Raw genomic sequence first — 21864 nt, 5'->3', positions numbered from 1 at the left:
ATGAGATGCAAGGTGCGAAGCATCATCGATCAGACTCGCGCCAGCGCGGATTGATCCATGGCTCCTGATTTGACGGGGCGAGGGGCTGGATGCCGAGGATGTGGTCGGAAGCCTTCTCTCCCACCATGATCGACGGCGCGTTCAGGTTGCCGTTGGTGACACGCGGGAAGATCGACGAGTCCGCGACCCTCAGCCCGTCAACGCCGATGACGCGGCATTCCGGATCGACAACTGCGTGCGGATCATCGGCGCGGCCCATGCGGCAGGTGCCGCACGGGTGGTACGCGCTCTCGGCGTGATCGCGAATGAAGCCATCAAGCTGCTCGTCACTCTGAATATGGGCGCCAGGCGAGATTTCACGGCCGCGGTAAAGGTCGAATGCCTGCTGCCCGAAGATCTCGCGCGTGAGGCGGATGCAATGGCGAAAGTCTGCCCAATCGTCAGGATGGGACATATAATTGAAGCGGATGGCCGGCGTTTCCCACGGATCCGAAGATCGAAGCGCGACGTTACCGCGCGATTTCGATCGCATGGGCCCCACATGAGCCTGGAAGCCATGTGCCTCGGCGGCAGACTTGCCATCATATCGGATTGCAACCGGGATGAAGTGGTACTGGATATCCGGATAGTCGACGCCGGCTGCCGAGCGTAGGAACGCCGCAGCTTCAAAGTGATTGGTGGCGCCTAGCCCTGTCTTGAAGAACAGCCACTCAGCACCGATCAGAGCCTTGGAGAACAGGTTGAGCTTGGAATAGAGCGTGATCGGCTGGAGCGATTCCTGCTGGATGTAGAGCTCCATATGATCCTGGAGATTCTGGCCAACGCCCGGTCGGTCGGCAATGACATCGATCCCGTGCTCTCGCAGGTGCGCGGCTGGCCCGATGCCTGACAGCATCAGCAATTTCGGCGAATTGACCGTTGACGCCGCGATGATCACCTCGCGGTTTGCACGAACGGTCTCGACGCCGCGGCGGTTTTCGATCTCGACTCCCGTCGCGCGACCATTCTCGATCACGATCTTTCTGGCGAAGCCGTTAACCACGCGCACATTCTTGCGCCTGAGAGCCGGACGCAGATAGGCATTGGCGACGGACCAGCGCCGTCCCTGGTGGATGGTCTGCTCCATTGGGCCGAAGCCTTCCTGCTTGGAGCCGTTATAGTCTTTGGTCGTCTCGAAACCTGCCTGGCGACCGGCTTCGACAAATGCCTTGTAGAGCGGGTTCTTCCGGGGGCCTCGCTGGACATGAAGAGGTCCGCTGGTTCCACGCCAGCCAGCCTCGCCCCCATCCGAGTTTTCCATGCGCTTGAAGTAGGGCAATACGTCCGCATAGGACCAGCCGTTCGCGCCCTGATCGGCCCAATGGTCAAAGTCGTGAGCGTGGCCGCGCACATAGACCATGCCGTTGATAGACGAAGAGCCGCCGATCACCTTGCCACGGGGGGTAGCAAGTACCCGCCCGCCAAGATGTGGTTCGGGCTCAGTCTTGTAGCCCCAATCATAGCGGCGCATGTTCATGGGGTAGGACAGGGCCGCAGGCATCTGGATGAACGGTCCAAAATCGGTTCCGCCATATTCGATGACGATGACCGAGTGCTTGCCATCCTCAGACAGCCGATAGGCCATTGCAGCCCCGGCAGAGCCGGAGCCGACAATCACGAAGTCAGCCTGTAACATCATTCACCTCTCGGAAACCGTTGGTGCTCTTCGAGGACGTTGAGGTCCATGTGGTTGCGCATGTAGCGTTCGGACGCCTTCTGAAGCGGCTGATAGTCCCAGGGGTAATATGCGCCGTTTCGCAGGGACTGGTAGATCGCGAGGCGGCGTGCCTGGCTCTCGCGAACAGCCTGGTCGAATGCATCCAGATCCCAGCGGGCTGCGACCATTCCCTGGAATTCTGCCAGCAGTTGGGAGTGCGCCGGATCAGAGGCGAGGTTTGTCTTCTCAAGCGGGTCTGCTTTAAGATCGAACAGCTGTGCGGGATCCACCGGGCAGTATATGAATTTGAACCGTCCGGATCTGATCGCGACCATCGGGGCTATGGAACCCTCGGCTGCGTATTCCATGTAGACGGGAGTAGGGCGCTCACCGCCCCCGATGACGGGCTTGAGGCTTTCCCCGTCTGACCATGCGCGAATGGAGCCCAAATCGATATCCGCGAGATCACAAAGTGTGGCGGCGATATCCAGGTTGGAGGTCGGAGCAGAGTGCGAGACGCCTTCGATACCAGGGCCGGCTATCATCAAGGGTACTCGCGATGAGCCCTCGAGGAAGTTCATCTTGAACCAGAGCCCGCGCTCCCCGAGCATGTCGCCGTGATCCGAGCAGAAGACGATGAATGTGTTGTCGATCATGCGCGTCCGTTCAAGGACGTCGATCAGCGAACCTACGTGGTCATCGATGTAGGAAATATTGGCGAAGTAACCGCGCCGGGAACGACGAATGTTCTCATCGCTCAGAGAGAACGAACCATAATCGCTGGCGTCATACAGACGTTGTGAATGGGGATCTTGATCCTCATACGGGATGAAGCCGACCTCCGGATCGAGATGCGCGCAGTCTTCGTAGAGGTCCCAATAGCGGCGACGGGCGACGTAAGGGTCGTGAGGGTGGGTGAACGAAACAGTCAGGCACCATGGCTGGCGGCTGTCGTCCTGCGACTGGCGGGACAGCTGGTAGAGCTTCTGTACAGCGTGGTGTGCGACTTCATCGTCGTATTCCAGCTGGTTGGTAATCTCCGCTACACCTGCGCCCGTAACGGAACCGAGGTTGTGGTACCACCAGTCAATGCGCTGGCCGGGCTTCGTCCAATCCGGCGTCCATCCGAAATCAGCAGGATAGATGTCGGTCGTCAGGCGCTCCTCAAATCCGTGGAGTTGATCCGGGCCTATGAAGTGCATCTTGCCGGACAGGCAGGTGTAATAGCCAGCTGCGCGCAGATGATGGGAAAAGGTCGGTACGGAGGAAGGGAACTCGGCCGCATTGTCATAGACCTGCGTACGCGAAGGCAGCATCCCGCTCATGAAAGATGCGCGGGCCGGGGCACAAAGCGGTGATGCCGTGTAGTTGCTATTGAAGCGTGCTGAACGGGCAGCGAGCCTCTTGAGGTGAGGGGTGTGCAGAAATTCTGCGGGACCATCCGGAAACAGCGTTCCATTGAGCTGGTCCACCATGATGATGAGTATGTTCGGCTTCACGATCCCTAATTCCTCCTCCGGGATAGTTTGTGATCCAGATAGTCTTCGACGAGCGCGATGGCGTTTACGGCGTCTGGTGCGGCGCTGCGGAGTGCGCAGCGGATGTAAAGACCATCGATAAGAGCAGCGACGCCTTCAGCGGTCTGTCGCGCCTCTTCGGCGATGAGAAGTTGGCACAGGGCGTCCATCAAGTTCGAATGCAGGCGGCGGGCATAAATCCGCAGTAGCCGGCGCATCGGTTCGGATCGTTGCGCCTCGACGTAAAACGCCAGCCAGGCTGCAATAGTCCCGGCGCTGAACTGATTATGGGCGAAGTTGACGGCAATAAGGGCCGTAAGACGCGCTCGTGGCTCAGTCACTCCGTGCAAGGCCGCAGCTACATCCCGCCCCAGTTCGCGCAGAATATGGCGCATGGTCTCCTGAAGAAGCTCATCCTTTGCGCCGAAATAGTGATGGGCAAGCGCGGCTGATACGCCTGCTCTCCCGGCTATTTCAGACATCGTGACGTCCAGGGAGCCGCGCTCCCCGATCGCGGCAATCGCTGCATCAATCAGCGCCTTGCGGCGCACCGGCTCCATTCCAACCTTGGGCATCGATAACTCCTAAGCAGCCGAAGGTTATTATTGATTGATTGATCAATCAATAAAGATTCCGCATCTCCGCCGATCGGCTTTACCCCGAGAAAAGAACGGTTCATTGTCTCCCGCGATATTGCAGAATGACGCTTATGGCCGCTGTGTTATGCTGCGCTTTCGGGAGTGAGATCTATGGCAGCAAGTATTGTTGGCTGGGCACATTCGCCCTTTGGAAAGCTTGAGGGCGAGACGGTTGAAAGCCTGATTGTTCAGGTGGCGCGCGAAGCGCTTGAGCACACGGGCATCGGTGCCGACGACGTCGATGAGATTGTCCTGGGGCACTTCAATGGTGGCTTTTCGGCTCAGGACTTCACTGCAAGCCTGGTGCTTCAAGCTGATGAACGTCTTCGCTTCAAGCCTGCGACACGGGTCGAGAATGCGTGCGCGACCGGGTCCGCTGCGGTCCGCCAAGGCATCCGCGCGATCGAGTCCGGCGCAGCCCGCATCGTGCTTGTCGTTGGCGTCGAACAGATGACGACCACTCCCGGGCCAGAGATCGGTCGGAATTTGCTGAAAGCGTCCTATCTGCCAGAAGATGCTGACACGCCATCAGGCTTTGCCGGGGTGTTCGGCAAGATCGCCGCTGCCTATTTCCAGCGCCACGGCGATCAATCGGATGCGCTCGCCTACATCGCAGCAAAGAACCACAAGAACGGCGTCGAGAACCCGTATGCGCAGATGCGTCGCGATTTTGGCTTCGATTTCTGTCGTAACGAGAGCGACAAGAACCCTTATGTAGCAGGGCCATTGAAGCGCACCGACTGCTCGTTGGTTTCAGACGGAGCTGCGGCGCTTGTTCTGGCCAACGAGGAGACGGCGCTGCAGATGCGACGCGCCGTGGCTTTTAGAGCCAACCAGCATGTGCAGGATTTCCTGCCGATGTCGAAACGCGACATCCTGCTTTTTGAAGGCTGTTCGGAAGCCTGGGCTCGGTCGCTCAAGCAGGCGGGCGTGAACCTTAAAGACCTGTCCTTTGTGGAGACGCATGACTGCTTCACCATCGCCGAGCTCATCGAGTACGAGGCGATGGGGCTGGCGAAGCCGGGCCAAGGTGCGAAAGTTGCTCTTGAAGGGCTGACACAGAAGGATGGGATTTTGCCGGTTAATCCCTCTGGCGGGTTGAAAGCCAAGGGTCATCCAATCGGGGCTACCGGGGTCTCCATGCATGCGCTATCGGCCATGCAGCTAAAAGGCGAAGCCGGTGGCATTCAGATAAAGGACGCGACGCTCGGAGGTATATTCAATATGGGCGGCGCGGCAGTGGCAAATTACGTCTCTATTCTCGAACGAGTGAAATGAAGCCTTCAGCAATTGTGACGGGTGGTGCGTCAGGCATCGGGCTGGCAACGGTGGAATGGCTTCTTGATGATGGCTGGCCGGTCGCGGTGATCGACGTTAACGGCGAGGCGCTGGCTTTGGCCGAGGATATGCTCGCCGGTGAGAATGCAATCTTCATCACTGCGGACGTGACCGATGAAGAGTTGATCGCGGAAGCTTTCGATCAGGTTGCGGATGCGCTGGGGCCGATTGGCGGGTTGGTTAACTGCGCTGGCGTCGCTCATGTGGCCCCGTGCCTGGAGACAAGCGCAGAAGCCTTGCGGGAAATGCTCGACGTTCATGTGGTCGGTTCATACATCACGTCCCGCGCGGCAGTGGAGCGCATGGGCGAGACCCTGTCGATCGTCAATTTAGGCTCGGTGTCGGGGATGCGAGGCAACGAAGGGCGGATGGCTTTCGGTGCGTCAAAAGCGGGCGTGGCGCTGATGACCCAAGTCATGGCGGTGGAACTTGCCCATATGGACGTGCGGGTAAATTGCGTCGCACCCGGTGTCATCGAGACACCGCTCTCAGCAAGAACGCATGACGATGGAGTGCGAAGCGTTTGGTTGCAGCACGTGCCGCAACGACGTCATGGTGAGCCAGACGAAGTCGCTGCGGCGATTGCGTTTCTTCTCTCGCCGGAGGCCGCGTACATTACGGGCCAGACGTTGGCCGTCGATGGTGGGTTTTCGGCAAGTGGATTTCGGGCGCTTACATAGACGCGCCTTTATGTAGAATTGTCGAAGCCGATGCGGCCGAGCGCGGGTATCTTTAGCGCAGGCCGCATCAGATCTACCCCAGCAACGGCACCCATGAAGTGAATTTCGATCCCGCTGCGCTGTCCAATGGCGAAGCCGAAGAGGCCGCGGATCGTGAAATGCAGATCCCGCCAATCGCTCGCCACTCGCAGGGAGACCGGCCCTTCAGCGAAATCACGTCCGGCAGCATTTGGCGGAAGCACCGTTCCCAGCGCCGGAACCTCGTTCAGGACATGCGCGACAAAGGTGTTGGAGTTCGGACCAGGCCAGATCTTGTAGGCACCGCGTTCGGAAAATGGGTAGGAGGCGATGGCGGGATCGATTTGCGGGATGAGCCGTTCAGCATCCTTACCGATGACAGCGCGCACGATCATAGGCGGGTTGGAGTACCAATAGGCGTCCGCGGGATAGCCGTTGGTGCGAATAGGGCTGCCCCAGCCGACCTTGTCGTAGCGCTCATAAGTGGTGGCGTTCGGTCTCTTGATCACGATCCAGCTGTGAACCGCTAGAGCACCCTTCATCCCACCGGTGCGCGCGGCCATAATGTAGATTGCCGCGTCGGGAGAGGCGGAAGCGGGAGCCAGCGTGCCGCTCGAACCCCAATTGGCTGAACTCCAGGAGGAGGGGCGATCCGACAGCGCCCACCATGCCGCTGTCGCAGCAACTGGCACGACGAAGACGATAAGGGTAAACAGGAACAAACCTCTGAGGAGCCTGAGGGGGCGCAGACGCTTGGTTGCAGTCTCTGGCGGGGAAAGAGGAAGTGAACTCATGTCTGAGCGAGATAATGGCAAATCCGGTTCTAGTTGAAGTCACGCGCGGTAACATAGTCGAGAGCACGCATCGCGGCTCAGTAATTGTCGCGGATGCCGACGGGCGTTCTGTGCTCGAGATCGGCGATGTCGACCGGATCATCTTTCCGCGCTCGGCGGTGAAAGCAATTCAGGCACTTCCTTTTGTTGAGTCGGGCGCAGCCGATGCTTTCGGATTTGGTCAGCGCGAGATCGCCTTCACGGGAGCCTCGCATTCCGGCGAGCCCAAGCACGCCACTCTGGCTGCCGAGATGCTGGATCGGGCAGGACTGTCACCGGGCGCACTGGAGTGCGGTGCTCATTGGCCGATGGGGCAGCAGGCCGCGCTGGATCTTGCGCGACAGGGCAAGGTGCCCATGGCTTTGCACAACAATTGTTCTGGGAAGCACGCGGGTTTCCTGTGCACCTGCCAGCATTTGCGGATCGACTACAAGGGCTACGTGAGCGCGGGTCACCCTCTCCAGGAAATGGTGCGCGACACGATGGAATCGGTAACGGGCGCGCCTCATTCCATTGAAAGCTGTGGCATCGACGGCTGCTCGATCCCGACCTATTCGGTCCAACAGCGCAAGCTCGCGCAAGGGTTTGCACGGATGGCGACCGGCGTCGGCCTTGGTCCGAAACGCGCTGAAGCGGCAAAGGGGGTCCTCGAGGCGTGCATGGCCGAGCCCTATTATGTCGCGGGTACGGGTATGCTGGACACCAAGCTGATGGAGGCTGCCGCCGGGCGCATCATGATCAAGATGGGCGCCGAGTCTGTTTATTGCGGAGCGATACCGGAGCTCGGTCTCGGCATTGCGATCAAGTGCGACGATGGCACTGTCCGCGCTTCGGAAGTGATGGTGGCCGCTGTTCTTGCCAAGCTGATGGCAGATGACGCTGAACTGGCCGGCAAGATGACTGAGTTCGCCAATCCGGTAATGCGGAACTGGAACGGTATCGAAGTGGGCAGGCTCAGGCCAACGCAAGCGCTGGCCTGAGGCAACAAAATCAGGGCTGCGGCAGGAGTTCATCCAGACGAATCGGAGCGAGGCGATCGCAGCGTGCGACACCTTCCGAGACTGCCGGGCGCGGTGTGGCTTCAAGTATGGCGGGGGCCGGCTCGTCCTTGCTCGGGTCAATCGTGGTGCCGATGATGGAGAAGCTGCCCTTGCGTAGCGCCAGCATGCGCTGCTCTCTTGCCTGGAACACACGCTGCTGTACGAACCCCGCAGCAAGGCTCGTCAGGAGGCCACCCTCTTCCTGAATGCGGCGGAACTCTTCCCATCCAGCATCGCACAGCGATGCGACAAGGATGTCGAGATCCTCTGTGGACGCAGCCGGGTCTGCAAGCGAAGACAGGTGGGTCTCGTCAGCGATGACAAGTTGGAGGTCGCGCGCAACCCGGCGTGCATGCGAATCCGGCAAGCCGTGCGGCAGCGTGTGCGGCAGAACAGAGACAGTATCAGCACCGCTGCCTGCTGCGGCGGACGCGGCCAGAGTAGCGCGCACGATGTTGGTCTCGACCGAGCGGGAAGACATCATCCGGTAGGATGTTTCCGCATGGATCTTGGGTGCCATCTGCGGAATGTTGCAGATTTCCTGCACCTTTGCCCACAGGCGGCGTAGCGCCTTGATCTTGGCGACTGAAATGAACTGGTCATGGTCGACGCTGAGCGAAAAGCCGATGTGAGGCGCGGCATAAACGAGTGGCTGGCGCGCCTCGATGAACATTCGCAGATAGGAAACGGCAGCAGAAAGCATCACGCCGAGTTCCTGTGCCTCGCTGCCGCCAGCATTATGAATGACGCGCCCGTCTGCCTCGAGTAGGACGGCGGGGATACCCAGGCCGAAGAAGTGGCCGAGAGACGGCGGCATCGACGCTTGCAAGGCAGCAACCGACATTCGAAGATGTCCGCTGCCCGCGAACAGGGCTGCCGGATCAATGCCGAACGAGACGCTTAGCCGGGCGGGATCAACGCGCTTGCGCTTCGCGAGCTCGATCAGCCAGTCGACCGACGCGCGGCTTGCCGGGTGCATATCGATCCGAAGGTGAATGCGGTTTAACTGGATATTATGCAGGACCGCCGCGAGCGATTCCGGACGGGCGGGCAGGCCATAGCCGAAGGCATTTGGTGCACCCTCGAAGACAATTGCCAGACCGGCCGCGCCGCCAGCGAGATCTTCCTGAGCCTGATGATTGGCGCGCCGTGGATCCACATCATCGATGCGCTGCAGGATCGTCCAGCCAGCCGCAGCGTGTCCCTCCATGCCAGAGCCGGCTACGTCGAGACGCGGTTGCTGAAAACGCAGATCCGCGCTGCGTGGAGGCTGGGGTGCGTCAGGTCGATACTGGATTCCAGCCTGTCGCACGATCTCCAACCAATCCGACCGGTTCATCGGCGGGAAACTACCTGCGCTGATGATCGCCGCTTCCATCTGCCCATTCCTTCCGCATTTCCCTTTACTTTAGGGAGGGTAACCCGTTCCCGCAATGCGCCAATGTTCAGGCGCGACCTTCGTGTCCAGTCTCAGACATTTCCGCCCGGCCTGTGATCATTCAGCCACGCGATCCTCGACATATCTTCATTGGCAGCAAGTAAAGCGCTGGATATACGGGAAGGAGGCCCTGAGCCGGTTTGGTACGCACGGAGACACCTGATGTGGCAAGATGAGCAGAAAAGCATTTTCCTTGGCGGTAGCCGGCACAATGATGACAGCTACCAGAAAGCGGAAGAGCTTCTGCTGCGATATGCAAATCGGCACGGCATCATCACCGGAGCGACCGGAACCGGCAAAACCGTGACATTGCAGATCCTTGCTGAAGGCTTCTCGAACGCCGGCGTTCCAGTGTTCTGTGCGGACATCAAGGGGGATTTGGCCGGCCTTTCCCAGATGGGCGTCTCGCAGGATTTTCTGCACAAGCGCGCCGCCGCGATCAAGCTTGAACCATATGAGTTCGGCGAATTCCCGGTCATCTTCTGGGACCTATTCGGGGAGCAGGGCCACCCCATCCGCACCACCATTTCCGAGATGGGCCCGCTGCTTCTGTCAAGGTTGATGAACCTTTCGGAAGCGCAGGAAGGCGTCATGAACATCGCTTTCCGTCTTGCAGACGAAGAGGGAATGCTCCTTCTCGACATGAAGGATCTGCAGGCCATGCTGGCCAATATGGCTGAACGTGCGCAAGAGATCGGGGCGCGCTACGGCAACGTCTCGCGCCAGTCGGTCGGTGCGATCCAGCGCCAGCTCCTGGTTCTCGAGCAACAGGGCGGCAATTATTTCTTCGGCGAACCGGCCCTGACAATTGCAGATCTGATGCGCACGACACGCGACGGACGCGGTGCGATCAACGTGCTTGCCGCCGACAAGCTCATGAATAATCCAAGGCTCTATTCGACCTTCCTGATGTGGCTGTTGTCGGAATTGTTTGAGGAACTGCCAGAGGTCGGTGACCCGGACAAGCCGAAGCTGGTCTTCTTCTTCGACGAGGCGCACCTCCTATTCAATGACGCGCCACGGGCTTTTGTTGAGCGTATCGAACAGGTTGTACGGTTGATCCGGTCAAAGGGCGTCGGCGTCTACTTTGTCACCCAAAATCCGCTCGACGTTCCTGAAACTGTCCTGGCGCAGCTTGGGAACCGTATCCAGCATGCACTGCGAGCATACACGCCGCGCGAGCAGAAGGCGGTGAGAACGGCTGCCGACACATTCCGCCCCAATCCAGAGTTCGATTGCGCCACTGCCATCACCCAGCTCGGGACGGGTGAGGCGCTTGTTTCGGTGCTGGAAGAAAAGGGCATTCCGTCGATGGTGCAGCGAACGCTGATCCGGCCGCCGGCGGCCCGGATTGGGCCGATCTCGCCGGAAGAGCGGCGCAGGGTGATGGAGCTCAGCCCGGTGCACGGGCTTTACGATCAGGCGATTGACCGCGAGTCTGCTTACGAGATTCTGCAGAAGCGGGCGGAGCAGGCAGCGCAGGCGAAGGAAGAAGATGATCGTCGCGCCGAACAGGAGCGCCTGCGGAATGATGATCGCGGCGGGGGCGGCGGTGGGTGGACGCTGCCCGATTTTGGTGGAGGGCGGAGCCAGCCGCAGCGAGAACGCCGCACGCGCAGCACCGGGAACCGCCAGACGGTGGCAGAGGCTGCAATCAAGTCCGTGGTTCGGACGGTGGGCTCAACGCTCGGTCGCGAACTGGTTCGTGGCATCCTCGGCAGCTTGCGCAAGCGGTAGGCTTTAAAGAAAACGCCGCGCCAACGATGGTCAGCGCGGCGTTTTCTAATTCATGTTCACCCGCGGGTCAGGTGATCCTCAGGCCCGATGTCACGATGATCGGCGACTTCGGTGCTACGCGCTCATAGAGATCGATGGCATCCTGATTGATCAGGCGTACGCAGCCTGAAGAGACTGACTTCCCGATCGTCCACCACTCCGGCGAACCGTGCAGGCGGTACAAAGTATCTTTGCCATTCTGGTAGATGTAGAGCGCGCGCGCGCCGAGCGGGTTGCTGATGCCTGGCTCCATTCCACCCAGCCATTGCTTGGTCACCGGATCATAGGTGGTCGCGTACTTCTTCAGGTTCGGCTGCCGCTCGATCATCTCTGCCGGCGGATGCCATTTAGGCCAGGGCTGCTTCCACTCGATCACGCCTTCGCCTGACCACTCGAAACCTTGACGCCCAAGGCCAACGCCGTAGCGCATCGCACGGCGCCCCGGTAGGACGAGGTGGAGAAAGTGGCTGCCCGTGTCGACGATTACGGTACCCGGCCGCTCTCCAGACGGATCTGCAACCACCTGACGGTGGAAGCGCTTGTCGATCTTCTCGAACGGAACTGCCGGAATCTGGTGTCCGCCATCCTTAACTGCGGCGTACATCAAAGCAGGAGGTGGCAGTTCGGGGAGCGGAGTCCGGACCGGTTCCGGCCTGAGCTCACGCGAAGTGGTGGTTGTTTCTGAACAGGCAGCGAGCGCGGTGGCAGCGAGTGATACAGAGGCTGCCGTAAGAAGGGAACGCCGGGAAATCATGGGGGTCTTGAGCTCGGACACGTCGGTTCCAATCCAAAGTTGTAGCGGCTGTATAGGGACACTGCCGCGCGTCAAGCAATGGCGAAGTGGACGCCCGCGACGCTTAGCTGCAAGTGATTCAGCGGATGTTGTTCTTTAGCCACGCACCCCGGTGCGGCCAAGGGCTAAAGGGCCGCGAGAAGCCCCTCCAGAGACAGTAAAATCAGTTCCGGTGGATGGTCCGGATACTCATCCGGCTGGGACGATCGATTGAGCCAGACGGTGCGGAAGCCGAAATTCTGCGCGCCAGCAATGTCCCAGCGATTCGAGGACTGGAAGGAGACGGCGTTGGGATAGAGGCGCCAACGCGTGGCTACGATATCGTAGACATCAGGAACGGGCTTGAAGCGCCGGATTTCATCGACGGAGAAGATCTCATCGATGATGCTGTCCAATGCAGACGACCTGACCGCGGCCTCCAGCATGGCCGGAGATCCGTTCGAGAGGATGGCTATGCGGCCGCCCGCCGATTTGATCTCGCGCAGCACACGGGGAACCTCGGGATAGCAGTCGAGCTGCCAGTAGGCGTCGAGAAGCTGCTGCTTCATCCTGGGGTCGGCCGAAGGAACAAGCTTGAAGGCGGTGTCGAGCGCATCCTGGGTCAGTTGCCAGAAATCCCGGTAGCTCCCCATGAGAGTGCGTATCCAGGAATACTCCAATTGTTTGGCTCGCCAGATTTCGGACAGACGTTGCCCCTCCGAGCCTAGTTCAGCCGCGTGGCGGCGAACGGCAGCATGGACATCGAAGAGGGTTCCATAGGCGTCGAATACGTAAGCTGAGTGTTGCATGGCTGCGGGAGACTTGAACGCACCATTGCTGCGGGGTCAAGCAAAAGGCGGCAACGGGTTTGATAAAGCTCCGGGCTGTCGGTTGACGTAACCGACCAAACGCCTTTCGATGGACGCTACAGGCAAAAGGAGATCTGCGATGAACCTTGCAAGTGCAGCCGAGAGCAGGACGTGGAGCTTTATCGACGGCGATTGGTACGAGGGGAACGTTCCGGTTGTCGGACCTCGCAGCCACGTGATGTGGCTCGGCTCCAGTGTGTTTGACGGAGCACGCTGGTTCGAGGCAGTGGCTCCGGACCTCGATCGTCACTGCGCCAGGGTCAATGCTTCGGCCGTCGCGCTGGGGCTCAAGCCAACGCACTGCGTGGAAGAAATCGTTGAACTAACGCTGGACGGGCTGAGAAAGTTTGACGGCAGGACAGCGGTCTATATCCGACCGATGTATTGGGCTGAGTACGGCGGGTACATGGGGGTGCCGGCTGATCCACAATCTACACGCTTCTGCCTGTGCCTCTATGAATCGCCGATGCTGCCGGTTTCGGGCTTCTCCGTCACTGTGTCGCCTTTCCGTCGCCCCACGATCGAGACGATGCCGACAAACGCGAAGGCCGGCTGCCTCTATCCTAATAATGCGCGTGCGATTATGGAGGCGAGAGCGCGTGGCTTTGACAACGCGCTGGTCCTCGACATGCTGGGGAATGTCGCGGAAACGGCCGCATCGAACGTGTTCATGGTCAAGGACGGCGTTGTGATGACGCCCGTGGCGAACGGAACCTTTCTGTCTGGCATCACCCGCTCGCGAACAATCTCGCTTCTTTCCGAGGCCGGATACAAGATTGAGGAAAAAACGCTGACCGTGAAGGACTTCATGGACGCGGACGAGATATTCTCGACAGGTAACCACTCCAAGGTTGTTCCCATCGTGAAAATTGAAGACCGGGAACTGCAAGCTGGCCCCGTCGCGAAGAGGGCGCGGGAGCTCTATTGGCAGTGGGCCCATTCGACAGCGACGTAAAGAGAAGCTAAACAATCGCTGGTTATCACGCGCCGGGGGTTGTGAAGCTCCGGTCGGCGCCTATGTAGAAATCACGCCCAACCCGTTTTTAGTGAGGGAGATATTGTCATGGCCTTTGAACTTCCGGAACTGCCGTACGATTACGAGGCTCTCCAGCCGTTCATGTCGAAGGAGACTCTCGAGTACCACCACGACAAGCACCACAAGGCTTATGTCGACAACGGTAACAAGCTCGCTGCAGAAGCTGGCATGGACAATTTGTCGCTTGAGGAAGTTGTGAAGCAGTCGTTCGGCAAGAACGCTGGCCTCTTCAACAACGCTGCTCAGCACTACAACCACGTCCACTTCTGGAAGTGGATGAAGAAGGACGGCGGCGGCAAGAGCCTGCCGGGCGCGTTGCAGAAGGCAATCGATTCCGACCTCGGCGGCTACGACAAGTTCCGCGCCGACTTCATCAACGCCGGCACGACGCAGTTCGGCTCGGGCTGGGCATGGCTGTCGGTCAAGGACGGCAAGCTTGAGATTTCGAAGACCCCGAACGGCGAAAACCCGCTGGTTCATGGCGCATCGCCGATCCTCGGCGTCGACGTCTGGGAGCACTCCTACTACATCGACTACCGCAACGCGCGCCCGAAGTACCTTGAGGCATTCGTCGACAGCCTGATCAACTGGGACTACGTCCTGGAGATGTACGAGGCCGCGGCGAAATAATTCATCCGTTTGTGGATGTGGAAAGCCCTGGTTCGCCGGGGCTTTCTTTTGCCTGAATCTTCACACAAGCGTGAGGAACGACGGGCCGGATGTGACTTTTCCCATCGAGCGAATTCGTCAATATCGCGTGGCAATTCTGCTTTTGGCCGTCGCAGTTTATCGGAGTTATTTCATGAGACTTTTCATTTTCGCCACTGCCGCACTGACCGCCCTAACCATGGGGGCGCATGCGGACCCGTTGGCGGATCGCAAAGCTAACATGAAGGAGCGCGGATCGCTCCTGCGGGTTCTCGGCCCGGTCGCGCAGGGCCGCGCCGATTTCGAAACGGCCACAGTGCTCGATGCGTTGGAGAAGCTGAACGCCAATGCGCAGGCTGCTATCGATGTGGACGCGCTTTATCCTGAAGGAACCGAGAGCGGCGATACCAAGGTCAAGGCGACGGTCTGGAGCGACCGCGATGGCTTCAAGAAAGCCAATGACGACTATACTGCTAAGGTCGCAGCGGCCGTAGAAGCTCAGCCTCAGGATCTCGAATCATTCAAGGCCGCTTTTGCGCCGATTGCCGCAAGCTGCGGCGGGTGCCACGAGGTTTATCGTAACTAAGGCGGCCACCCATGTCTGTTCTAGCTAGAATATCCGGTGGCGTTCTGCTCGTCGCAGCGATTGGCGGGGCAGCTGCCTGGTATCTGGCAGCACCGTCGCGGCTGGATGCTGCGACGGTTGCCTCGTTGGGCAATGGGGATGCTACCCGGGGGGAGCAGGTCTTCTGGGCAAGCGGCTGCGCATCCTGTCACGCGGCTCCGGGTGCCGACGCAGATGCCGCTCTGTCTCTCGGAGGGGGCGAGCGGTTCGTCACTGAGTTCGGCGTGTTCGTCGCGCCGAACATCTCGCAGCATCCGACTGACGGCATCGGCAGCTGGAGTGCCGAGGATCTTGCGAATGCAGTGATGCGCGGGGTGTCTCCCTCGGGCCAGCACTATTATCCGGCTTTCCCGTACGCATCCTACGCGCGGATGAAGCCGCAAGACGTTGCGGATCTATACGCGTTCATGAAGACGCTGCCTGAGGTAGAGGGGAAAGCACCTTCCAATGAGCTGAGTTTCCCGTTCAACCAGCGCTGGGCGCTGGGATTCTGGAAGATGCTTTACCTCGATGATGCGCCGCGCGTGGAACTGGCAAATGCGAGCGACGAAGTGTTGCGCGGACGCTATCTGGTCGAGGGTCCCGGTCATTGTGGCGAGTGCCATACTCCTCGCGGCGCGCTGGGCGGTATGGACAGCTCCAAATGGCTGGCTGGGGCAAAGGCCGCTGAAGGTGAGGGGAATGTTCCCAACATCACGACCGGCGAAGGCGGAATAGGTGACTGGTCGAAAATTGAGATCGTCGATCTTCTTGAAACCGGCTTTACCCCTGAGTTTGACTCGGTAGGCGGTTCGATGGCGCCAGTCATTCGCAACATGGCCAAGCTCTCACCAGAGGATCGCGAGGCGATCGCGGCCTACCTCATGGCGATACCTGGCCATGCGAGCGCGAACTAACCGTCAGAGCTAAAACCGAAAAAGCACAAAGGCCCGGAGCAGGTGCTCCGGGCCTTTGTTTCATGCGTTGCCCACGACCTTGAGCGCAAATGCGTAGGTGAAGGCAATCTCTTCCAGCCTGGAGAAGCGTCCTGAAGCGCCAGCATGGCCAGCGTCCATGTTGATCTTGAACAGGACCGGGTTGTCGTCCGTTTTCAGTTCGCGCAGTCGCGCGACCCACTTTGCCGGCTCCCAATAGGTGACGCGGGGGTCGGTCAGGCCAGCGACCGCAAGGATTGGTGGGTATGCCTGCGCCTTCACCTTGTCATAAGGCGAGTATGCCGCGATTGTCTGGTAATCATCAAAGGACGCAATCGGGTTGCCCCACTCTGGCCATTCAGGCGGGGTCAGGGGAAGCGTGGCATCGAGCATCGTTGTCAGGACGTCAACAAATGGCACCTCAGCAATAATACCGGCGAACGCTTCGGGAGCCATGTTTGCGACCGCACCCATGAGCATGCCGCCAGCTGATCCGCCCTGGGCGACGATGCGGTCGGGAGAGGTAAAGCCCTTTGCCACAAGGTGATGCGCCGCGGAGATGAAATCGTGGAAGGTATTTTCCTTCTTCTCGCGCTTGCCTTCCTCATACCAGGCATAGCCCTTGTCCTTGCCGCCGCGAATATGTGCGATGGCGTAGACAAAACCGCGATCAACAAGCGACAGGCAGTTGGTGTTGAACGAGGCCGGGATCGTGATGCCATACGAGCCATAGCCGTAAAGAAGGCAGGGGGCTGAGCCGTCGAGCGGAGTGTCCTTGCGATAAAGAAGCGAAACGGGAACCTGCTCGCCGTCATGTGCCGGCGCCATGATCCGCCGCGTTACATAGTTAGAAGCGTCGTGACCGGACGGCACTTCCTGCGTCTTCAGAAGCTCCCGCTCGCGCGTGCGCATGTCGTAATCGAACACCTGGGCCGGGGTCGTCATTGACGAGTAGGAGAACCGGATGACATCCGTATCGTACTCGTAGGATCCGGACAGGCCGAGCGAGTATGCTTCCTCGTCAAAGGCCACGATGTGCTCACTTCCGGTTGAGCGCTCGCGAACGACAAGACGGGGCAGGCCATCCTTGCGCTCCAGACGGACCAGCCAGTCGCGAAAACCGATGATGGAAAGGATAAGCCGCCCGGGTTCGTGCCCCACAAGCTCGGTCCAATTTTCTTCACGGGGATCCGAGGCAGGTGCGGTCATGATGCGAAAATCTTTCGCGCCACCCGAATTGGTGAGGATGAAGAAAATGTCTCCGCCTTCTTCGAGGTCATATTGAATGCCGACTTCACGCGGCTTCACGACCTTTGGTGCGGCAAAGGGAACGTTGGCGGGGATCAAACGATACTCGGAGGTTTCGTGATCTCCGATCGAAATCATGATCCAGTCGCCAAGCCTTGTGCCGCCGACATCCATGAAGAACCCCGGGTCCTGCTCTTCATAGATCAGCCGGTCTTCCGACTGGGCTGTGCCGAGGCGGTGGTGGAAAATCTGCGACGGACGGTGATTCTCATCAAGGCGGGTATAGAAGAAGCCAGTGTTAGAAGCGTCCCATTCGCCAGAGCCGCCAGTATTCTCGATCAGATCGTCCAGATCCCGCGCCCCAGCAATGCCGCGAACCTTCAGCGTGTAGAACTCCGAACCCTTGTCATCATAGCCCCACAAGAGGCGCTGGTGATCGCTTGAGTGATCGACACTGCCAATCCGGAAATATGCATGCCCTTCAGCCTCTGCATCGCCATCGATCAGGACCGTTGGATCCGATCCATCCCGAGCAACCCTGAAATAGCGCGGGTGCTGTCCGCCGGTGACGTAGGATGTGCCGTACGCATATAGACCATCCTTCATAGGGACACTGGAGTCATCCTCTTTGATGCGGCCTTTCATCTCAAGGTACAGGACACTCTGTAGTTCAGCGGTGTCACTCATCAATAATTTTTGATACGCGTTCTCCGCGTCGAGATGCCGCCGGATTTCGGGATCCAGCTTTTCAGGAGCGGTGAAGACTTCCTGCCAGTTATCAGCCCGCAGCCATGCGTATTCATCTGGCCTCGAGATGTCGTGCGCGACATGCGCATAATCCCTACGGTGCGGCAAAGGGGCCTCTATTCGTGGGAAACGAGCTGAATTATTGGGCATTCTGGCTTCCTAAGGTTGGTCGTACAGCGAATATCGATTCAACCAATAGCCGCACAAGGGCGAAAGATCGTCCTCTGAGTCATTCACGTAAATGTCGGATAGCGGGGTCACTTGTCTAAAAGCGCTCGTCCTTCGTAAGCCTTAGTAAGTGGGCGCGGAATATACTGAATTTCAACTTCCAAGACGAGGAAATTAAGAACAGTGAATTGACTTACTTTCTACGTAGTACCATTTATGCGCTGACGTTGCGAATCGGAAGGTGAGGGATAACCCACCCATTACAACGTCTTTCGCCCGGCCCGTTGGGCCGAGAGCGGAATTCGCAATACTTGAAATTTTGGGGCCAAAATGGAAACCAACGAGACAGCCGCCAGAAATGGCGAAATGCTCATCGAACTCACCGCAGACGTCGTGTCTGCATATGTCAGCAACAATCCTGTACCGGTTGGCGAGCTGTCAAATCTGATTGCTGACGTCTATGCTGCCTTGGGCCGCGTTGACGGTGCCGCAGAGCAAGCACCTGCCGATAAGCAGAAGCCGGCGGTGAACCCGAAGAAATCGATCACCGACGACTATTTGATCTGTCTCGAGGACGGCAAGAAGTTCAAGTCGCTGAAGCGTCACCTGATGACGCATTACGGCCTGACGCCTGACCAGTATCGCGAGAAGTGGGGCCTGGACCCGAGCTACCCGATGGTCGCGCCGAACTACGCCCGCGCGCGCTCGGAGCTTGCGAAGAAGATGGGCCTCGGTCGCAAGGCGAGGTAAGTTTCTGCCGGATTTTCCGGTCGACCAAGAGCGGTAGTCGAGAGGCTGCCGCTCTTTTAGTTTCTGCGCTTGCGTCGCGCAGTACATCCAGTGCCTGCTTCAATGATATGTGACGGTTGAGATCATAGGCCCAGTGGCGGCGAACTCCCCTGAGGCGCTCACGTTCAATCATGCGTTCGAGACGAAGGAGCAGGCGGCGCCGCTCCGACGGTTCAGCCTCAAGTGCCGTCTTCATGTCGATGCCTGCGCATAAAGACAACGCAACCAGCTGGCGTGCATATGCGTGCTCGTGCTGTTTGCGTTGCCGAAAGCTGCGGATGTCCATCTCCAGCGAGTGCATGAGAAATCCTCTTGGTTCTTTGAAGAGGATGTTTGCGCCCGTTGCGCCGAGAGTGGATAAGTTCCTGCCGCAACGGTTTCGCTGTCCCAGATTCTCCAACCAAAACAAGGCTCAAAAACATCATCGGCGATATTTGTTCCGGTTTTGTTCACACATCTCGCGCAATCGCCTATAAGAATGCATTCCTAGTCTACGGGGTGCTGAAAGTGCGATCGACGACAGCGAGACAGGCAAGGGCAATTGAGGGCGAACGCTGCCCCAGTTGCCAGTGTTCAGTTCACCAGACCGGGCATGGCATAGAGCGGAGATCACGACCGGCACGAACGCTGTCGGTACCAGATGCGCGGGCCTGTGGATTGAGCAAGATGCCCCGGGAGGAACGGGTCTTTTCAATCTGCGATGCAGTCATCGACATTATTGCCGCGCTGTTCAGCATCAGCAGCAAGGAATTACGCAACCCCAGTCGCTCCACCGCGGATATTGCGCGCGTGCGTCAAATCGCGATGTACGTCGCGCATGTGACGCTCGCTCTGAGCATGCGGGACGTTGGTGCGGGGTTCGGCCGGGACAGGACAACGGTGCTCTATGCCTGTCATCAGATCGAAGACATGCGCGATGATCTGGAGTTTGACCGGATCGTGCAGACTGCAGAACGGGTGATCTCTGCCGCATTCGGAATTTCAGACGAGGATGCAAACGAGGCCGGAAGATGATCGACAAGAAGCGGCAGAAGCGCGTCCTGTCTTTCCTTGCCAAAGGCGCGGCAAATGTAAGGGCAGGGGCATCGAACGGACGCATCCTGCTGGATGCCGGAGATAGAGGGGTGATCGGGGAAGAGGCGGAAGTCGTCTCTTCGATGGCGAAGGAGGAGCTGCTGGCAATTAAAGGCGGCGTCGCCTGCCTCACGGATGTTGGCAAAAAGGCTGTTCGCCGACTGGAAATGCCAGGTGACGCTGCGCATGCCGCTCAGCATCAGGAACGCGAATTCGTAACGCGGGTGACCAAGCTCGGCACAGAGAGGGGCATCAGCAATGAGGGCGAATCGCCATTGGCATTGCTGTGGCGGCGTCGTGATCGCAGCGGCCGGCGTTTCCTGGACGAGCGGGAGTATTGCGCAGGCGAGAGGCTGCGAATGGACTACACCTACGGCCAGATCATGCCGCGGCTTGGAATCAATTGGAGTTCGCTCGGCGGCGCGGTCGGGAAGTCCGGATGGGGTGAAAACGGAAGCGAGGACCTTTCAACCAGCGCTCTTGCCGCACGGCAACGTGTCGAACTTGCGTTGTCGGAAGTTGGTCCTGAGTTTTCTGGTATCCTTGTTGACGTCTGTTGCTTCCTGAAAGGACTTGAGACTGTCGAAAGGGAAAGGAACTGGCCCGTTCGCTCAACAAAGGTGATGCTGAAGTCGGCATTATCAGCCCTGGCTCGCCATTATGAGCCAGAAGCAAGGGCCAGAGATGCTGGAGGGCAAATTCTGCACTGGGGTACGACGGACTATCGCCCCAGTGTCAGCAGATAGACCGGGCGGTCAGGAGACGGCTTCGGCGAGGGCTGCTTCGGCCTCCCGCCGGATACGCTGGATCATCGAGCGGAGACCATTGGCACGTTGAGGCGTCAAATGCTCGTCCAAGCCGAGTGTACGCAGCGTCCCTTCTGCGTCGGCCTTCAAGATAGCGGACGCGCGCTGGCCCGAGTAAAGCGCAAGCACGATGGCCACGAGACCACGAACAATGTGGGCGTCGGAATCGCCGAGGAAGGTGAGTACCGGATCAGCACCTTGGCCGCGTGTGGTGTGCAGCCAGACTTGGCTGACGCAGCCCGGAACCTTGTGTTTGTCATCGCGCGCTTCTTCAGGGTAGGGTGCAAGGTCCCCGCCAAGCTCGATGACATAACGATAGCGCTCCTCCCAATCATCAAGGAAGGAGAAATCGTCGCGGATGGAGTCAATAGCACTGGTCATGACCGCGATATAGTGCTCCCAAGCGCCTGCGTCACCCCATAAGGCGGGGTACCTACTCGGATGACACGCCTGAACCAGGTTGTTGAGGGATTGATCCCGTCACCAACGGCTCTGCAGTGGTCTCGTCCTCATCATCAACCAGTGCATTGGAGACGATCCGCACGGCTTCTTGAGCGCGTACGCCGATGACGTGCATTGCGGCCCGGCCCGTCTCGCATACATCCGGACGGCGCTCGCATAAGCCCGCCATGTCCGCAACAAGGCCACGTGCAGCCAGAAATGTCTCTACCGCACCTACCGAAGGCTCGCCATTTGATCCGTTGCCGAAAGGAATCAACAACAGGACGAGCGAGAGCCAGAACGCGGATCTGATGATGAAACCCATGACTTACCTCGACGCCGCCAAAGCGTGATCCCGGACTACTACACTCCCAATGCACGACGAACCAGAACGGCCGCTTGCGAGGTTGACGGGTTTTTGAGTCAACATTGATTCAAATTTTAGAAAATCGGCAGATACGGCATTTCGGCAAGCCGGGTGCTTTATGATGCAGGAAAAGGTCTTCCGTCGTAGGTTCTTGATCACCAAGGATTTTTCCCGTCGTTCTACCTGGAGTGGCGGTCCAGCCCGTCGGTATCTGCGCCATTACCCTCTGTTTACCATGCCGCAAGTTCATGACCCGAAAATGAGGCTACGGGGCGCATTTGGGCTATTTCCGACCCCTTCAGGCGGCCGCGCTTATTCTTTCCTTAAACCGCTGATGCGAGGTTCCAGTCAAAGAGTTCGATCCGCCTAGCGGACGTTGTACGGGT

General features: G+C 58.9%; 21 protein-coding genes. 11 read left to right on the top strand and 10 right to left on the bottom strand.

The features are described 5' to 3' along the window. Positions 1-22: 22 nt before the first annotated feature. From betA to betI, 3 genes are read right to left on the bottom strand one after another with little or no spacing between them, the layout of a single operon-like run. Positions 23-1675, bottom strand: coding sequence for a choline dehydrogenase (betA, locus tag IOD40_RS08960; protein WP_198476221.1), 1653 nt, complete (start codon positions 1673-1675; stop codon positions 23-25). Further along, positions 1675-3198 carry a choline-sulfatase gene (gene betC / locus IOD40_RS08955; protein WP_198476222.1) on the bottom strand — a complete coding sequence of 508 codons (1524 nt, stop codon included), beginning with the start codon at positions 3196-3198 and terminating at the stop codon, positions 1675-1677. Before betC ends, betA begins: the two co-directional genes overlap by 1 nt. Before the next feature lie 2 nt (positions 3199-3200). Beyond that, positions 3201-3788 carry a transcriptional regulator BetI gene (gene betI / locus IOD40_RS08950; protein ID WP_198476180.1) on the bottom strand — a complete coding sequence of 196 codons (588 nt, stop codon included), beginning with the start codon at positions 3786-3788 and terminating at the stop codon, positions 3201-3203. Between the two features lie 174 nt (positions 3789-3962). Between betI and IOD40_RS08945 the strand changes: the two genes are divergently transcribed. Next, on the top strand, positions 3963-5129 hold the full coding sequence (locus IOD40_RS08945) for an acetyl-CoA acetyltransferase (protein ID WP_198476179.1): 1167 nt from the start codon (positions 3963-3965) through the stop codon (positions 5127-5129). After that, on the top strand, positions 5126-5869 hold the full coding sequence (locus IOD40_RS08940) for an SDR family NAD(P)-dependent oxidoreductase (protein ID WP_198476178.1): 744 nt from the start codon (positions 5126-5128) through the stop codon (positions 5867-5869). The genes IOD40_RS08945 and IOD40_RS08940 overlap by 4 nt, the downstream gene beginning before the upstream one ends. Positions 5870-5877: 8 nt before the next feature. On the opposite strand, the gene IOD40_RS08935 is transcribed toward IOD40_RS08940, so the two are convergent. Next, positions 5878-6681 (bottom strand): DUF3750 domain-containing protein, encoded by an 804-nt coding sequence (locus IOD40_RS08935; protein ID WP_198476177.1) that lies wholly within the window; start codon positions 6679-6681, stop codon positions 5878-5880. 14 nt (positions 6682-6695) lie between these two features. On the opposite strand from IOD40_RS08935, the gene IOD40_RS08930 reads away from it, so the two are divergent. Continuing rightward, a complete protein-coding gene (locus IOD40_RS08930; RefSeq protein WP_198476176.1) occupies positions 6696-7700 on the top strand; it encodes an asparaginase in 1005 nt (334 codons plus the stop codon). A 10-nt stretch (positions 7701-7710) separates the two neighbouring features. Here IOD40_RS08930 and IOD40_RS08925 read toward each other — a convergent pair whose 3' ends face one another. Then, complete coding sequence (locus IOD40_RS08925) at positions 7711-9138, bottom strand: methylmalonyl-CoA mutase family protein (RefSeq protein WP_198476175.1); 1428 nt, start codon at positions 9136-9138, stop codon at positions 7711-7713. A gap of 222 nt (positions 9139-9360) precedes the next feature. Between IOD40_RS08925 and IOD40_RS08920 the strand changes: the two genes are divergently transcribed. Continuing rightward, positions 9361-10935: a helicase HerA-like C-terminal domain-containing protein gene (locus tag IOD40_RS08920; protein WP_198476174.1), complete on the top strand. Its 1575-nt coding sequence runs from the start codon at positions 9361-9363 to the stop codon at positions 10933-10935. Positions 10936-11002: 67 nt separating this feature from the next. Here IOD40_RS08920 and IOD40_RS08915 read toward each other — a convergent pair whose 3' ends face one another. Together IOD40_RS08915 and IOD40_RS08910 are read right to left on the bottom strand one after the other, a co-directional pair. After that, positions 11003-11578, bottom strand: coding sequence for a L,D-transpeptidase (locus IOD40_RS08915; RefSeq protein ID WP_325099693.1), 576 nt, complete (start codon positions 11576-11578; stop codon positions 11003-11005). A gap of 314 nt (positions 11579-11892) precedes the next feature. Next, positions 11893-12555 carry a haloacid dehalogenase type II gene (locus tag IOD40_RS08910; protein WP_198476173.1) on the bottom strand — a complete coding sequence of 221 codons (663 nt, stop codon included), beginning with the start codon at positions 12553-12555 and terminating at the stop codon, positions 11893-11895. A gap of 139 nt (positions 12556-12694) precedes the next feature. On the opposite strand from IOD40_RS08910, the gene IOD40_RS08905 reads away from it, so the two are divergent. The 4 genes from IOD40_RS08905 (at position 12695) to IOD40_RS08890 (ending at position 15820) form a co-directional block, all read left to right on the top strand. Next, entirely contained in the window at positions 12695-13570 is an 876-nt protein-coding gene (locus tag IOD40_RS08905; protein ID WP_198476172.1) for a branched-chain amino acid aminotransferase, read from the top strand. Positions 13571-13678: 108 nt separating this feature from the next. Next, positions 13679-14281 carry a superoxide dismutase gene (locus IOD40_RS08900; RefSeq protein WP_198476171.1) on the top strand — a complete coding sequence of 201 codons (603 nt, stop codon included), beginning with the start codon at positions 13679-13681 and terminating at the stop codon, positions 14279-14281. A gap of 172 nt (positions 14282-14453) precedes the next feature. Beyond that, a complete protein-coding gene (locus IOD40_RS08895; RefSeq protein ID WP_198476170.1) occupies positions 14454-14885 on the top strand; it encodes a c-type cytochrome in 432 nt (143 codons plus the stop codon). Between the two features lie 11 nt (positions 14886-14896). Then, a complete protein-coding gene (locus IOD40_RS08890) occupies positions 14897-15820 on the top strand; it encodes a cytochrome c (protein ID WP_198476169.1) in 924 nt (307 codons plus the stop codon). Positions 15821-15880: 60 nt separating this feature from the next. Here IOD40_RS08890 and IOD40_RS08885 read toward each other — a convergent pair whose 3' ends face one another. After that, positions 15881-17983 (bottom strand): S9 family peptidase, encoded by a 2103-nt coding sequence (locus IOD40_RS08885; RefSeq protein ID WP_198476168.1) that lies wholly within the window; start codon positions 17981-17983, stop codon positions 15881-15883. Positions 17984-18331: 348 nt separating this feature from the next. Between IOD40_RS08885 and IOD40_RS08880 the strand changes: the two genes are divergently transcribed. From IOD40_RS08880 to IOD40_RS08870, 3 genes are all read left to right on the top strand, one after another. After that, positions 18332-18751 (top strand): MucR family transcriptional regulator, encoded by a 420-nt coding sequence (locus IOD40_RS08880; RefSeq protein WP_198476167.1) that lies wholly within the window; start codon positions 18332-18334, stop codon positions 18749-18751. 705 nt (positions 18752-19456) lie between these two features. Beyond that, positions 19457-19804: a helix-turn-helix domain-containing protein gene (locus IOD40_RS08875; protein WP_198476166.1), complete on the top strand. Its 348-nt coding sequence runs from the start codon at positions 19457-19459 to the stop codon at positions 19802-19804. After that, entirely contained in the window at positions 19801-20610 is an 810-nt protein-coding gene (locus tag IOD40_RS08870; RefSeq protein WP_198476165.1) for a DUF6456 domain-containing protein, read from the top strand. Before IOD40_RS08875 ends, IOD40_RS08870 begins: the two co-directional genes overlap by 4 nt. A 9-nt stretch (positions 20611-20619) precedes the next feature. On the opposite strand, the gene IOD40_RS08865 is transcribed toward IOD40_RS08870, so the two are convergent. Together IOD40_RS08865 and IOD40_RS08860 are read right to left on the bottom strand one after the other, a co-directional pair. Further along, entirely contained in the window at positions 20620-21051 is a 432-nt protein-coding gene (locus IOD40_RS08865) for a SufE family protein (RefSeq protein WP_198476164.1), read from the bottom strand. 52 nt (positions 21052-21103) lie between these two features. Beyond that, positions 21104-21436 carry a DUF5330 domain-containing protein gene (locus IOD40_RS08860; RefSeq protein ID WP_198476163.1) on the bottom strand — a complete coding sequence of 111 codons (333 nt, stop codon included), beginning with the start codon at positions 21434-21436 and terminating at the stop codon, positions 21104-21106. Positions 21437-21864: the final 428 nt, after the last annotated feature.

The sequence above is a fragment of the Aquamicrobium zhengzhouense genome (assembly GCF_016124105.1).
GTDB lineage: Bacteria > Pseudomonadota > Alphaproteobacteria > Rhizobiales > Rhizobiaceae > Aerobium > Aerobium zhengzhouense.
This window is presented reverse-complemented; position numbering and strand designations above follow the sequence as displayed.